The organism is Burkholderia aenigmatica, from assembly GCF_048627025.1.
Lineage (GTDB): Bacteria > Pseudomonadota > Gammaproteobacteria > Burkholderiales > Burkholderiaceae > Burkholderia > Burkholderia aenigmatica.
This window is the reverse complement of sequence record NZ_CP184468.1, coordinates 264,747-278,349: the sequence shown is the minus strand read 5'-3', so window position 1 is coordinate 278,349 and position 13,603 is coordinate 264,747. Positions and strand designations below refer to the sequence as shown.

Genomic DNA, 13,603 nt, shown 5'->3' with positions numbered 1-13,603 from the left:
CTGTCGCGCGACGGATCAGCGGCCCGCGCGGCGCAGCGCGACTTCGCCGAGCACCGCGAAATCCTGCTCGCCGCCGCCGTGCGCGAGCGCATCGAGCAGGTTGTCGCGCACGACGCTCGCCACCGGCAACGGCACCGACACGGCGTCGCCGGCTTCCAGCGCGAGGCGAACATCCTTCAGCCCGAGGCGCGCCTTGAAGCGCGCGGGCTCGTAGTGCCGCTCGGCGATCATCGAGCCGTAGCCTTCGTAGACGGGGCCCGGAAACACGCTGCCGGTGATCACGTCGAGGAAGTCGCGCATCGCGACGCCGTGCGCGCCCAGCAGCGCGGACGCCTCGCCGAGCGTCTCGATCGCCGACGCGAGCGTGAAGTTCGCGGCGATCTTCGCGACGTTCGCGTGCTGCGGCAGCGAACCGAACCGCCAGGTCTTCTGGCCGATCGCGTCGAACAGCGGCTGCACGCGGTCGATCGCCTCGGCCGGGCCGCCCGCCATGATCGTCAGGCGCGCGGCCGCCGCGACATCGGGCCGCCCCATCACCGGCGCGGCGACGTAATGGATGCCGCGCGACGCATGCGCGTGCGCGAGCGATTCGGCCAGCGCGACCGACACCGTCGCCATGTTGACGTGGATCAGGCCGCGCGGCGCCTGCGCGAGCAGCGCATCGTCGAAGATCGCGCGCGCCGCGGCGTCGTCGGCCAGCATCGAGAACACCGCGTCGCCGCGAAACGCGTCGGCCGGCGTGTCGACGATCTGCGCGCCGAGCGCGGCGAGCGGCTCGGCGCGCTCGCGCGACCGGTTCCAGACCCGCACCGTGTGCCCGGCCTTCAGCAGGTTCGTCGCGATTGCCTGCCCCATTTCACCCAGCCCGATAAATCCGAGATCCATTTCCCGCTCCTTCGCTCCGTGAAGCGGGGAGTTAACCACAGATGCGTGGCATCTGCAGGGCACGCGGCCGCCCGTGCGCGGTGCCATACTGCGCGCATGGCGACCGCGACCTTCCGCTTCCACGACGAACTGAACGCCTTTCTCCCGCGCGCGCAGCGCGACCGCGCGTTCGGGCACGCATGCGCGCGCGATGCGACGGTGAAGCATGCGATCGAGGCGCTCGGCGTCCCGCATACGGAAATCGGCCGGCTCTGCGTGAACGACGCGCCGGCCGCGCTCGACCGGCCGCTCGGCGACGGCGACCGGGTCGAAGCCTTTCCGGAACGCGCGCAATCCACGGTGAACGGGGCTACCGCGCCGCAACCGGCGCAATGGTGCTTCGTCGCCGACGCGCATCTCGGCGGCCTCGCGCAACTGTTGCGCCTCGCGGGCTTCGACACCTGCTACGACAACCACTACCGCGACGACGAGCTCGCGGCGCTCGCCGCGCGAGAGGGCCGGATCGTGCTGACCCGCGACCGCGAGCTGCTCAAGCGGCGCGCGGTCGAGCGCGGCTGCTACCTGCACGCGCTGCAGCCGGCCGACCAGCTGCGCGAACTGTTCGAGCGGCTCGATCTCGCACCGCACATGCGGCCGTTCCGGCTGTGCCTGCGCTGCAATGCCCCGCTGCATCCGCTCGACGCGGCCGCCGCCGCGCCGCGCGTGCCGGCCGGCGTCCGGCAGCGGCACCGGCGCTTCGCCGCGTGCGACGTATGCCGGCGCGTGTTCTGGGAAGGCTCGCACTGGCGGCGCATGCGCACGGTGGTCGACGCGATGCGCGCGCCGCCACCGCCGCCGGCCGGCGAACGCGACGCCTGAAAAAACAAAACCCCGCATGCGTGAACATGCGGGGTCTCGCGACTGGCGGCCGGCGGTGCCGGCCCCGGGCGAAGCGCTTAGTTTGCTGCGCCTGCGTCGTTCGTGCCGGCTGCCGATGCGGCGGCGGCCTTCGCCTTGCCCTTGGCCGAACCGTGGTGCTTCAGCTGGTGCTTCGGCTTGCTGTGATCCTTCTTGGCCGGTGCCGGAGCTGCTGCCGACGTGTCGGCTGCCGGCGCGGACGCCTGTGCGAATGCCGAAACCGATGCGAGTGCGAATGCTGCGGCGATGATCGAAGCGAGCGTCTTCTTCATTGTTCTTCCTTTAGCGGAGAAAAAATCAAACGTACCGGTAAGTAAAGATGCGAGGCATTCGCATCGGAGCCCCAGGCCGCGAGGCCGGCTTTCGCCGTTCCGTCGCGACAAAACCTGACGCACTGGTTCCATAACGCACCGCGTTCGCGGCAAGTTGACACGTTGCTTGCGCCCCTCGGGTTTCCCCGAGGGCGCACGCGTGTTCCCGTGCCGGCGACCGGTCCGGCCGCCGCCGCGATGGCGCCGCAAACCCGCTCGCACGCCATCGGGGCGGCGCTTATACTGGCGTCCATCCGTCCCTTTCCCCGGAAACCGGATCGCGGCCGGTCGCCAGACCGCCGCCGTCTCGAGGCGCTCAAATTGCCCGATCACAATCTGGACAAACTGAAGATCGACCGGCGTCCGCTCGCACCGGCGCCCCGCCGGCGCCGGTGGCTGCGCTATGCGGTCGCCGCCGCGGTCGTCATCGTCGCGATCGCCGCCGGCCTCGCGCTGACCGGCCGGCCGGCGGTCGAAACCACGACCGTCACGTCCGCCTACCCGTACCAGAACGACACGCAACTCAATGCGACCGGCTACGTCGTGCCGCAGCGCAAGGCCGCGGTCGCGTCGAAGGGCCAGGGGCGCGTCGAATGGCTCGGCGTGCTCGAAGGCACGCGCGTGAAGAAGGACGAGATCATCGCGCGCCTCGAAAGCCGCGACGTCGAGGCCTCGCTGGCGCAGGCGCTCGCGCAGGTGAAGGTCGCCCGCGCCAACCTCGGCGTCGAGCAGGCCGAACTGAAGGACGCCGAGATCGCGTTGCGCCGCACCTCGGTACTCGCGCCGAAGGGCGCCGTGCCGGCCGCGCAGCTCGACACCGACACGGCCCGCGTGAACAAGGCGCGCGCGTCGGTCAACAGTGACCAGGCCGCGATCGCGTCCGCCGAGGCCAACGCGCAGGCCGCGCAGGTCGCGGTCGACCAGACGGTGATCCGCGCGCCGTTCGACGGCATCGTGCTCGCGAAGCACGCGAACGTCGGCGACAACATCACGCCGTTCTCGTCCGCGTCGGACAGCAAGGGCGCGGTCGTGACGATCGCCGACATGGACACGCTCGAGGTCGAGGCCGACGTCGCCGAATCGAATATCGCGAAGATCCGCCCCGAGCAGCCGTGCGAGATCCAGCTCGACGCGCTGCCCGACACGCGCTTCGCGGGCCGCGTGTCGCGCATCGTGCCGACCGTCGATCGCTCGAAGGCCACCGTGCTCGTGAAGGTGCGCTTCGTCGACCGCGACGACCGCGTGCTGCCCGACATGAGCGCGAAGATCGCGTTCCTGTCGAAGTCCGTGTCGGCGCAGGACCGGCAGCCCGTGACGGCCGTGCAGGCGAGCGCGGTCGTCGAGCGCGACGGCCGGACGGTCGTGTTCGTCGTGAAGGACGACACCGTGCACGCGACGGCCGTGACGGCCGGCCTGCGGATCGGCGAACTCGTCGCGATCCGCGGCGTGAAGCCCGGCGACCCGGTCGTGCTCGCGCCGGGCGCGAAGCTGAAGGACGGCGCGAAAGTGACCGTCGCGAAGAAGTAGCGCACGCGTGAACGACGCCCCGCCGCCCCTCGTCGAGCTCAGCCACGTCGCGAAGTCGTACCGGCGCGGCAACCAGATCGTGCCCGTGCTGACCGACATCACGCTCGACATCGGCGAAGGCGACTTCGTCGCACTGATGGGGCCGTCCGGCTCCGGCAAGAGCACGCTGCTGAACCTGGTGGCCGGCATCGACCGGCCCGACAGCGGCGAGCTGCGCGTGGGCGGGCTCGACATCTCGCTGCTCGCGGAGGCGCAGCTGGCCGAATGGCGCGCGGCGAACGTCGGCTTCATCTTCCAGTTCTACAACCTGATGCCGGTGCTCACCGCGTTCGAGAACGTCGAGCTGCCGCTGATGCTCACGCACCTGTCGCGCCGCGAGCGGCGCGAGCGCGTCGAACTCGTGCTCGACATGGTGAACCTCGGCGACCGGACGAGCCACTACCCGTCCGAGCTGTCGGGCGGCCAGCAGCAGCGCGTCGCGATCGCGCGCGCGCTGATCACCGATCCGGTGCTGATCGTCGCCGACGAGCCGACCGGCGACCTCGACCGCGCGTCGGCCACCGACGTGCTCGCGATGCTGCAGCGGATGAACGCCGAGCTCGGCAAGACGATCATCATGGTGACCCACGACGCGCACGCGGCCGGCGCCGCGCGCTCGCTCGTGCATCTGGAAAAAGGGGAGCTGATCGATGGGCACGCCGGCTGACCGGCTGCGGGAGCGCGCGCGATGTACGTGCTGAAGCTGATCGCGCGCAATGCGCTGCGGCACCGGCTGCGCACGCTGCTGACCGTGCTCGGGCTGACCATCGCCGTGCTCGCGTTCGGGCTGCTGCACACCGTGGTCGACGCGTGGTACGCGGGCGCGGCCGCTGCGTCCAGCGGGCGGCTCGTCACGCGCAACGCGATCTCGCTCGTGTTTCCGCTGCCCGTGAGCTACGAGAACCGGATCCGCGGCGTCGACGGCGTGACGGCCGTGGTCCGCTCGAACTGGTTCGGCGGCATCTACCGCGACCCGAAGAACTTCTTCGCGAGCTTCGCGGTGTCGGACAACTACCTCGACCTGTATCCGGAATTCATCATCCCGGCGCAGCAGCGCGCCGACTACGACCGCGACCGCCGCGGCTGCCTCGTCGGCCGCCAGCTCGCCACGCAATTCGGCTTCAAGATCGGCGACGTGATCCCGCTCAAGGGCACGATCTATCCCGGCACGTGGGATTTCGTCGTGCGCGGGATCCTCGACGGCCGCGACGACTCGACGATCACACGCCAGCTGGTGTTCCACTGGGACTACCTGAACGAGACGGTGCGGCAGCGCACGCCGAAGCAGGCCGACCAGGTCGGCGTGTTCGTGCTCGGCGTCGCGAACCCCGACGACGGCGCGTCGATCGCGCGCAACGTCGACGCGGTGTTCAAGAACTCGCTCGCCGAAACGCTGACCGAGACCGAGCAGGCATTCCAGCTCGGCTTCGTCGCGATGTCGAACCAGATCATCGCGGCGATCCGTCTCGTGTCGTACGTCGTGATCCTGATCATCATGGCCGTGATGGCCAACGCGATGGCGATGAGCGCGCGCGAACGCACGGCCGAATACGCGACGCTGAAGGCGCTCGGCTTCGGCCCCGGGTTCCTCGCGCTGATCGTGTTCGGCGAATCGGTCGTGATCGCGGTGGCCGGCGGCGGGCTCGGGATCCTCGCGACGCCGCCCGCCGCCAGCCTGTTCAAGCAGGCGGCCGGCGGCATCTTCCCGGTGTTCAAGGTGTCGACCGAAACGGTCATGCTGCAGGCCGCGTGCTCGGTCGCAGTCGGCTTCGCGGCCGCGATCGTGCCGGCGTGGCAGGCGGCGCGCGTGCGGGTCGTCGAAGGCCTGCGGGCGATCGGCTAGACCATGGCGATCCCGCTCAACTACATCGCGCGCAACCTGTGGACCCGGCGGCTCACCACCGCGCTGACCGCCGGCGGGATGGCGCTCGTGATCTTCGTGTTCGCGACGGTGCAGATGCTCGACGCGGGGCTCACGAAGACGCTCGTGTCGACCGGCGAACCCGACAACGCGGTGGTGATCCGCAAGGGCGCCGAAACCGAGATCCAGAGTTCGATCGACCACCAGCAGGCGAACGCGCTCGAGATGCACCCGGCCGTCGCGCTCGGCCCCGACGGCCGGCCGCTCGTGTCGAAGGAAGCGGTCGTGCTGATCTCGCTGGTGAAGACGTCGACCGGCAAGCCGTCGAACGTCGTGATCCGCGGCGTGTCGCCGGCCGGCCTCGCGCTGCGCCCGCACGTGAAGCTCACCGCGGGCCGCCTGTTCACGCCCGGTTCGTCGGAAATCATCGTCGGCAGCGCGATCGCGAAAGGGTTCAGCGGCACGCAGCTCGGCGACAGCCTGCATTTCGCGCAGCGCGACTGGACCATCGTCGGCATCTTCGACGCGGGCGGCAGCGGCTTCGATTCGGAGATCTGGGGCGACGTCGACCAATTGATGCAGTCGTTCCGGCGCACCAGCTATTCGTCGATGGTGCTGCGCATCCCGAGCGCCGACGGCTTCGCGCGCTTCAAGGCCGACATCGACGTCGACCCGCGCCTCACCGACGAGGCGAAACGCGAACAGACCTTCTACGGCGACCAGTCGAAAGCGCTGTCGAAGTTCATCAACATCCTCGGCATCACGCTGTCGACGATCTTCTCGATCGCCGCGATGATCGGCGCGATGATCACGATGTATGCGTCAGTCGCGAACCGCGTCGCCGAGATCGGCACGCTGCGCGCGCTCGGCTTCAAGCGCACGAACGTGCTCGCCGCGTTCCTGCTGGAAGCGCTGCTGCTCGGCTTCGTCGGCGGCGTCGCGGGGCTCGCATGCGCATCGCTGATGCAGTTCGCGTCGTTCTCGACGACCAACTTCCAGACCTTCTCGGATCTGTCGTTCCGATTCGTGCTGACGCCCGCGATCGTCGTGAAGACGCTGCTGTTCTCGCTCGTGATGGGGCTCGTCGGCGGGTTCCTGCCGGCGATGCGCGCCGCGCGGCTGAAGATCGTCGACGCGCTGCGCGCGCAGTGACGCGCCCTTCCGCCGCTCAACGTTCGCGCGGCACCCACGCGCCGTGGAATCCGGCCGGCACGCGGCGCGGCAGATGCACGGTCGCGACCGGCCCCGCGTCGATCGCGCGCGCATCGAGGATCACGACGTCGCTCGTATCCGTCGCCGCGCGGTAGACCATCACCAGCAGCCAGCCGTCGTCCTCGTCGACACCGCCCGGGCGCGGCACGAACACGGGCTCGCCGTTCTGGTCGCCGGGCGGCACCGCGTAATGCGTCGTCGTGCCGCGCGCGTGGTCGAAGCGCATCACGCCGCGCATTTCCGCGTTGTTCGGCTGCTCGACCGCATACAGGTAGCGGTAGCTGCGCCCGGTCCGGCTTTCGTTGATGCGCGGCAACTCGATGCCGCCATCGGCGAGCGGCCCTTCGTCGATCAGCCCGTTCGCCGTATCGATCACGTAGCGCCACAGCTCGCCGACCGGGTTGTCGGCGAAGCGGCCCGTACCCGCGTCGAGCCGCAGGAATGACGGATAGCGCACCGCATCGAGCACGATGCACGACGCGTCGCAGTCGTACGCGTTCACGACGTGCAGGATGAAGCACGGCTCGACGCCGAACCAGCGCACGGCGCCGCCGTGGCGCGGGAGCACACCGATGCGTGCGGGCCGGTCGTCGTGCCAGCGCAGCGGCATCCGGTGGCCCTGCTTCAGCAGCGAGAAGTCGTAGCCGACGTTCAGGTCGAGCAGCAGGCTGCGGGTTTCGGTGATCGCGAGGTCGTGCATCATCGACGGCGCGCCCAGGTCGATCTCGATATCGACGCGTTGCACACCCTGCGCGTCGGCAACGCCATAGCGCAGCCACGGCGCACGCCAGTCCGCGCGAAACGCGATCAGCTCGCCCGTGACCGGATCGACCTTCGGATGCGCGGTCATCCCGCCGCCGAAGCCCGCGTGCCGCGCCGGCACGCCGAGCGAATCGAGCCCCGGCGTGATCGCGAACGGCGCGCCGCCCTCCGACAGCGCGAGCAATTCGCCCGCATGCTGCAGCACGCTCACGTTCGGATTGGTGTCGGGCAGTTGCGGCGCCGCTGCGGGCGCATGCACGGCGGCCCAGCGCTGCGTGCGTGCCCAGCGGTTCCGGTAGCCGGTCGCGCGGCCGTTGTCGAACGCGATCGCATGCAGCATCGCCGCTTCCGGCCACCACGACAGCACGTCGTTCCCTTCGAAGCGGCCGCCCGGCGGATTCGGGCCGTTGCGCAGCAGCGTGCCGGCAAGTTCGTGCGGGATGGCGCCGGTCACGCGCAGGTCGACGAGATCGACCTCGTCGGCGACCGGCGCGATCGCGCCACTGTTCAGATCGAATACGGTCATTGCGTCAAATGCTCCGTTCAGCAGTCTTCGGTGGACGGCGGCAGCTCGCCGCGCGCCAGCGCGAGCGCGTGGTCGCGCACATCGTCCGGCCAGCCGGCGATCAGCTCGGCGAGCCGCGCCGGGTCGTTTGCATACAGCGCGCGCGCGGCCTCCTCGAAACCGGGCAGGTCGCCCGCCATCGCCGACATGAAGTGGTACGCGCGCGCCTGCGCATCGCGGAGACGATCGGCCGCCGCATGCGTGCGCCGTGCGTCCTCGACGAGCTTGCGCAACGCGACGGACGCACCGCCCGGCTGCGCGGCCAGCCAATCCCAGTGACGCGGCAGCAGCGTGACCTCGCGCGACACGACGCCGAGCTTCGGCCGGCCGCGGCCGCGCTGTTCGCCCGCGCCGGCCGGCTCGCTGGCGCCGCCGGGGGCATCGCCCGACGCCGGCGCGTAGCGCGCGCGGATCTCGTCCGCCGTGCCGCGCAAGTCGAGGTCGATCGAGCGGCCCGTTGCATCGTCGAAGATCAGGATCGTGCCGGTCATCGCATCGCCGGCCGCCTGCCGGACCGCAAGCGCGACCGTCGCGAGCGGGCCCGACGCGAGCCGCCGGTGGCCGTCGAACGCCGTATAGGAAGGAAGCAGTGTGATGGTGGTCATCGTGGTTGCCCGCAGGCTGGAATCGGAATGACGCTATTTTTATCCGGGTATAAATTGGATGTCAATATTATCCGGGTAAAAATTGTCGACGACGCGATCCATCCTTCGGGCGATCACGACACCGGTCAGATCGCCCTGGCCGGCATCGCGATGCCGCGTGCGCTTGCCAGCGCGTCGTCGAGCGACACATGCCCATCGAACGACGACGACGACGACGCCGGCAGCGGCAGGTTTTCCTCGATCGCCTGCGCGAACCGCACGCCTGCATCGTCGGCGAGCCGCGCACGCAGTGCGGCGATGCGCGGGAACGCGTCGGGCTCGAACACCGCGTGATAGTCGGCCCAGCGCGCGATCCCGGCGAAGTACGCGTCGGCCAGCGTGCGCTGTGCGCCCAGCAGCCACGGGCCGTCACCGCGCTCGAGCATCGCCTCGAGCTGCCGGTGCGCCTTCAGCACCTTGCCGCGGCCGTACGCCTGCAACGCCGCTTTCTCCGAGCCTTCGGTATCGTGTTCGTACACGTACCAGAGCGCACCGAACGCGTTGAAGAACGTCGTGTTCAGCCACGCGAGCATCCGGTTCAGCCGGTCGAAATCCGCGCTGCCCTGGCGGAACGCGAGGCCGCTGTCGAGCGCCTGCGCGCCGATGTGGCCGAGGATCGCGAGGCTTTCGGTCAGCACGTCGCCGTTCGCGGTCACGAACGCCGGGGTCTCGGCGACGGGGTTCAGCGCGAGGAACGCGTCGCTCGTCACGACGCCCGGCATCGAGATGCGCGACAGCCGGTACGGGCGGCCGATCCATTCGAGCGCAACGATCGAGCCGAACGAGCAGCCGGCGGGAATGCCGTAGAGAAGGATGGGAGACATCGGGAGATTCCGCAGAAGTTGAACGAGCGGTCATGCTCCCACGGCGAACGATGGCGCAGTAGCCGCTAAAATCGAAACCCGTCGTTTCTCCATATGGACGCTGGAAGTGAACCTGAACGATCTCTACCTGTTCGTGCAGGCGGTCGATGCCGGCAGCATGTCGGCCGCCGCGCGCCGGCTCGACCTGCCGAAATCGACGGTCAGCAAACGCGTTGCCGAGCTCGAGCGCACGCTCGGCGCGCGGCTCGTGCATCGCACGTCGCGCAGCTTCCGGCTCACGCCGGTCGGCACCGAATTCTTCGAACATGCCCGCGCAGCCGTGATCGAGGCCGAAAGCGCGCGCGACGCGGTGCTGCGGCAAGCCGCCGAGCCGGCCGGCGTCGTGCGGATCACGAGCTCGGTGCCGGTTGCACAGCACATCCTCGCGCCCTGCCTGCCGGCGCTGGCGATCGCGCACCCGAAGCTGCTGCTGCAGATTCACGCGAGCGACCGCCTCGTCGACATCGCGCAGGAAGGCTTCGACATCGCGGTGCGCAGCCATTTCGCGCCGCTGCCCGATTCCGCGCTCGTGCAACGGCCGCTCGCGGCATCGCCGATCATCGCCGTGGCGTCACCGGCCTATCTCGCGCGTGCCGGCACGCCGGACGCGCCGGCCGATCTCGCGCAGCATGACGGGCTGCAACCGGGCCAGCAGCCGTGGCGGCTGCAACGCGGCGGCGACACTGTCGACGTGATGCCGCGCCTGCGCCTGCAGGCCGACGAATCGACGCTGCTGCTGCAGGCGGCGACGGCCGGCCTCGGCATCGCGTGCCTGCCCGACTGGATCGCCGGCGCCGCGCTCGCGTCCGGTGCCCTCGTGCGCGTCTTGCCCGGCTGGTGCGCCGGCACCGTCACGACGACGCTGCTGATGCCGCACCGGCGCGGCCAGTTGCCCGGCGTGCGCGCCGCCGTCGAGTTTCTCGCGCAGCACGTGGCGCGCCATCACGGCCCCCCTGCGGACGACGCACGGGCCTGAGCGATCGCCCGACCAATCGATTCAAATCCTGAATCGATCAAGTCAGCAATTGGCATGAAGGCGCAAATTTCGACATGACAGAATGGCCCGGACGCCCTGCCCTTCGGCAGCGGCGTCCGGCCTCCGGCCGGCAGCACCTACACGAATGGCGCGCACTGACGCGCCTGCCGCACGACGGCACCTTCCGCCCTTCGGAGGAGACAGTCATGAATCCGCTTCAAGCGCTGCCGGCGTCCGCGTCGGCAACGGCCCGGCGCACGCGCGTGCGCTGGCTGGTGCTGACCGTCCTGTTCGCGGTCACGACGATCAACTATGCGGATCGCGCGGCAATCGCGATCGCGGGCCCAAGCCTTGCCCGCGCACTGCACCTGAGCCACGTGCAGATCGGCTTCATCTTCTCCGCGTTCGGCTGGTCGTACGTGGTCGCCCAACTGCCGGGCGGCTGGCTGCTCGACCGCTACGGGTCGCGCATCGTCTACGCGTTCAGCATCTTCTTCTGGTCGCTGTTCACGCTGCTGCAGGGCTCGATCGGCTTCTTCGGCGGCGCGGCCGCGTTCGCGCTGCTGTTCGGGCTGCGCTTCCTGGTCGGCGCGGCGGAGGCGCCGTCGTTCCCGGCCAACAGCCAGATCGTGTCCGCGTGGTTCCCGGCCGCCGAGCGCGGCACCGCGTCGGCGATCTTCAACGCCGCGCAGTACGCGGCGACCGTCTTGTTCGCGCCGTTGATGGGCTGGCTCGTGCACGCGTTCGGCTGGCAGTCGGTGTTCGCGGTGATGGGCGTGCTCGGCTTCGCGTTCGTCCTGGTGTGGAATCGCACGATGTACGACCCGAAGGACCACCCGAACATCAACCGCGTGGAACTCGACTACCTCGCCGAAGGCGGCGCGCTCGTCAACATCGACCAGGCGACGGGCGGACGAGACGGCGGCCCGTCGATGCGCCACGTGAAGGCGCTGCTGAAGAGCCGGATGCTGATCGGCGTGTACGTCGCGCAGTACTGCATCAACGCGCTCACCTATTTCTTCATCACGTGGTTTCCCGTCTATCTCGTGCAGGCGCGCGGGATGTCGATCCTCAACGCGGGGCTCGTCGCGTCGATCCCGGCCGTGTGCGGGTTCCTCGGCGGGATTCTCGGCGGCATCGTGTCCGACGGGCTGCTCAAGCAGGGCCGCTCGCTGTCGGTCGCGCGCAAGGTGCCGATCGTGTTCGGCATGCTGCTGTCGATGTCGATGATCGTCTGCAACTACACCGATTCGCACGTGCTCGTCGTGCTGTTCATGGCGCTGTCGTTCTTCGGCAAGGGGCTCGGCGCGCTCGGCTGGGCCGTCAACGCCGACACCGCGCCGCGCCAGATCGCAGGCTTGAGCGGTGCGCTGCTCAACACGTGCGGCAACCTCTCCAGCATCACGACGCCGATCGCGATCGGCTACATCGTCGACCGCAGCGGCTCGTTCAACGGCGCGCTGGTCTATGTCGTCGCACACGCACTCGTCGCCGTGATCTGCTACCTGTTCGTCGTCGGCGAGATCCGCCGCGTCGAGCTTCAATGAGCGACGCGGGCCGCGCCGGCCTGGCCGGCGGCCCGCGCGCACTACCGGAACCAGGAGCGAACCGATGTCCGAATCAAGCCGTGCCGGCACCCCGCGCGTCACGCGCATGCAGGTGATCCCCGTCGCCGGCCGCGACAGCATGCTGCTCAACCTGTGCGGCGCGCACGCGCCGTACTTCACGCGCAACCTCGTGATCCTCGACGACAGCAGCGGACACACGGGCGTCGGTGAAGTGCCGGGCGGCGAAGGGATCCGCCACGCGCTCGAGCGCATGACGGATTACGTGGTCGGCCAATCGATCGGACGCTATCAGGCGACGCTCAACGCGGTGCGCGCGGCGTTGTCCGGCGCGGACGCGGGTGCGGGTGCGGGTGCGGGCCGCACGATCCGGCACGAGGTGACGTCGGCCGGCGAAGCGGCCGTGCTGCGCCAGCCGCACGAGATCAACCTGCGGCTCGACAACGTGATCACCGCGATCGAGGCGGCGCTGCTCGACTTGCTCGGCCAGCATCTCGACGTGCCGGTCGCGGCGCTGCTCGGCGAAGGCCAGCAGCGCGACGCGGTGCCGATGCTCGCTTATCTGTTCTACCTCGGCGACCGGCGCCGCACCGACCTGCCGTATCGCGACGAGACGCACGCGTCAGACACGTGGTTCCGGCTGCGCAACGAGGAAGCGCTCACGCCGGCCGCGATCGCGCGGCAGGCCGAAGCCGCGGTCGAGCGCTACGGTTTCGCCGATTTCAAGCTGAAGGGCGGCGTGATGGCCGGCGCCGACGAGATGGAAGCGATCGCCGCGATCAAGGCGCGCTTCCCCGACGCGCGCGCCACGCTCGACCCGAACGGCGCGTGGTCGCTCGACGAGGCCGTCGCGCTGTGCCGTGGGCAAGGCCACCTGCTCGCGTATGCGGAGGATCCGTGCGGGCCGGAAGGCGGCTATTCGGGCCGCGAGGTGATGGCCGAATTCCGCCGTGCGACGGGGATCCCGACCGCGACCAACATGATCGCGACCGACTGGCGGCAGATGGATCACGCGGTGCGGCTGCAGGCGGTCGACATCCCGCTCGCCGACCCGCATTTCTGGACCATGCAGGGCTCGGTGCGGCTCGCGCAGCTGTGCCGCGACTGGGGGCTCACGTGGGGCTCGCACTCGAACAACCACTTCGACGTGTCGCTCGCGATGTTCACGCATGCGGCGGCGGCCGCGCCCGGCACGATCACGGCAATCGACACGCACTGGATCTGGCAGGAAGGCGATGCGCGGCTCACACGCGAGCCGCTGAAGATCGTCGGCGGCAAGGTGGCCGTGCCGGAGCGGCCGGGTCTCGGGATCGACCTCGACATGGCGCAGGTCGAGGCCGCGCATGCGCTGTACCGGCAGGTTGGCGGCACCGCGCGCGACGATGCGGCCGCGATGCGCTATCTCGTGCCGGGTTGGACGTACGATCCGAAGCGGCCGAGTTTCGGGCGCGGGTGACGACGACAGGGACGTTGCCGTTCGTTCATCGTCACGCCCG

Annotated in this window: 13 protein-coding genes; 8 read left to right on the top strand and 5 right to left on the bottom strand. The window is 69.7% G+C overall.

What is annotated here, in order from left to right:
• Window positions 1–15 precede the first annotated feature (15 nt).
• Window positions 16–885, bottom strand: coding sequence for an NAD(P)-dependent oxidoreductase (locus tag ACN8ZM_RS01285; RefSeq protein WP_175024248.1), 870 nt, complete (start codon window positions 883–885; stop codon window positions 16–18).
• A gap of 96 nt (window positions 886–981) precedes the next feature.
• Here ACN8ZM_RS01285 and ACN8ZM_RS01280 point away from each other — a divergent pair, with 96 nt between their 5' ends.
• Window positions 982–1,743 (top strand): Mut7-C RNAse domain-containing protein, encoded by a 762-nt coding sequence (locus tag ACN8ZM_RS01280; RefSeq protein ID WP_420210441.1) that lies wholly within the window; start codon window positions 982–984, stop codon window positions 1,741–1,743.
• A 77-nt stretch (window positions 1,744–1,820) separates the two neighbouring features.
• On the opposite strand, the gene ACN8ZM_RS01275 is transcribed toward ACN8ZM_RS01280, so the two are convergent.
• Window positions 1,821–2,054, bottom strand: a complete 234-nt coding sequence (locus tag ACN8ZM_RS01275) for a hypothetical protein (RefSeq protein WP_043185133.1) — start codon at window positions 2,052–2,054, stop codon at window positions 1,821–1,823.
• Between the two features lie 360 nt (window positions 2,055–2,414).
• Here ACN8ZM_RS01275 and ACN8ZM_RS01270 point away from each other — a divergent pair, with 360 nt between their 5' ends.
• The 4 genes from ACN8ZM_RS01270 to ACN8ZM_RS01255 are packed head-to-tail and all read left to right on the top strand — an operon-like array spanning window position 2,415 to window position 6,672.
• Window positions 2,415–3,620: an efflux RND transporter periplasmic adaptor subunit gene (locus tag ACN8ZM_RS01270; protein ID WP_420210440.1), complete on the top strand. Its 1,206-nt coding sequence runs from the start codon at window positions 2,415–2,417 to the stop codon at window positions 3,618–3,620.
• Between the two features lie 7 nt (window positions 3,621–3,627).
• The gene (locus ACN8ZM_RS01265) at window positions 3,628–4,326 is read left to right on the top strand and encodes an ABC transporter ATP-binding protein (RefSeq protein ID WP_027788609.1); all 699 of its coding nucleotides are present in this window, start codon (window positions 3,628–3,630) and stop codon (window positions 4,324–4,326) included.
• A 21-nt stretch (window positions 4,327–4,347) separates the two neighbouring features.
• Window positions 4,348–5,502: an ABC transporter permease gene (locus ACN8ZM_RS01260; RefSeq protein ID WP_205824719.1), complete on the top strand. Its 1,155-nt coding sequence runs from the start codon at window positions 4,348–4,350 to the stop codon at window positions 5,500–5,502.
• Between the two features lie 3 nt (window positions 5,503–5,505).
• Entirely contained in the window at window positions 5,506–6,672 is a 1,167-nt protein-coding gene (locus ACN8ZM_RS01255) for an ABC transporter permease (RefSeq protein WP_043185127.1), read from the top strand.
• Window positions 6,673–6,688: 16 nt separating this feature from the next.
• Here ACN8ZM_RS01255 and ACN8ZM_RS01250 read toward each other — a convergent pair whose 3' ends face one another.
• The 3 genes from ACN8ZM_RS01250 to ACN8ZM_RS01240 all read right to left on the bottom strand — a co-directional run bounded on the left by ACN8ZM_RS01250 (window position 6,689) and on the right by ACN8ZM_RS01240 (window position 9,527).
• Window positions 6,689–8,020, bottom strand: coding sequence for a carotenoid oxygenase family protein (locus tag ACN8ZM_RS01250; RefSeq protein ID WP_420210439.1), 1,332 nt, complete (start codon window positions 8,018–8,020; stop codon window positions 6,689–6,691).
• A gap of 17 nt (window positions 8,021–8,037) precedes the next feature.
• Window positions 8,038–8,664 (bottom strand): DUF2239 family protein, encoded by a 627-nt coding sequence (locus ACN8ZM_RS01245; RefSeq protein WP_420210438.1) that lies wholly within the window; start codon window positions 8,662–8,664, stop codon window positions 8,038–8,040.
• Between the two features lie 125 nt (window positions 8,665–8,789).
• Window positions 8,790–9,527, bottom strand: a complete 738-nt coding sequence (locus tag ACN8ZM_RS01240; RefSeq protein WP_420210437.1) for a glutathione S-transferase family protein — start codon at window positions 9,525–9,527, stop codon at window positions 8,790–8,792.
• A gap of 106 nt (window positions 9,528–9,633) precedes the next feature.
• Between ACN8ZM_RS01240 and ACN8ZM_RS01235 the strand changes: the two genes are divergently transcribed.
• From ACN8ZM_RS01235 to ACN8ZM_RS01225, 3 genes are all read left to right on the top strand, one after another.
• Window positions 9,634–10,542, top strand: coding sequence for a LysR substrate-binding domain-containing protein (locus ACN8ZM_RS01235; protein WP_420210436.1), 909 nt, complete (start codon window positions 9,634–9,636; stop codon window positions 10,540–10,542).
• Between the two features lie 206 nt (window positions 10,543–10,748).
• The gene (locus ACN8ZM_RS01230; RefSeq protein WP_420210435.1) at window positions 10,749–12,089 is read left to right on the top strand and encodes an MFS transporter; all 1,341 of its coding nucleotides are present in this window, start codon (window positions 10,749–10,751) and stop codon (window positions 12,087–12,089) included.
• 64 nt (window positions 12,090–12,153) lie between these two features.
• The gene (locus ACN8ZM_RS01225) at window positions 12,154–13,563 is read left to right on the top strand and encodes an enolase C-terminal domain-like protein (RefSeq protein ID WP_420210434.1); all 1,410 of its coding nucleotides are present in this window, start codon (window positions 12,154–12,156) and stop codon (window positions 13,561–13,563) included.
• The last annotated feature ends 40 nt before the right edge of the window (window positions 13,564–13,603 follow it).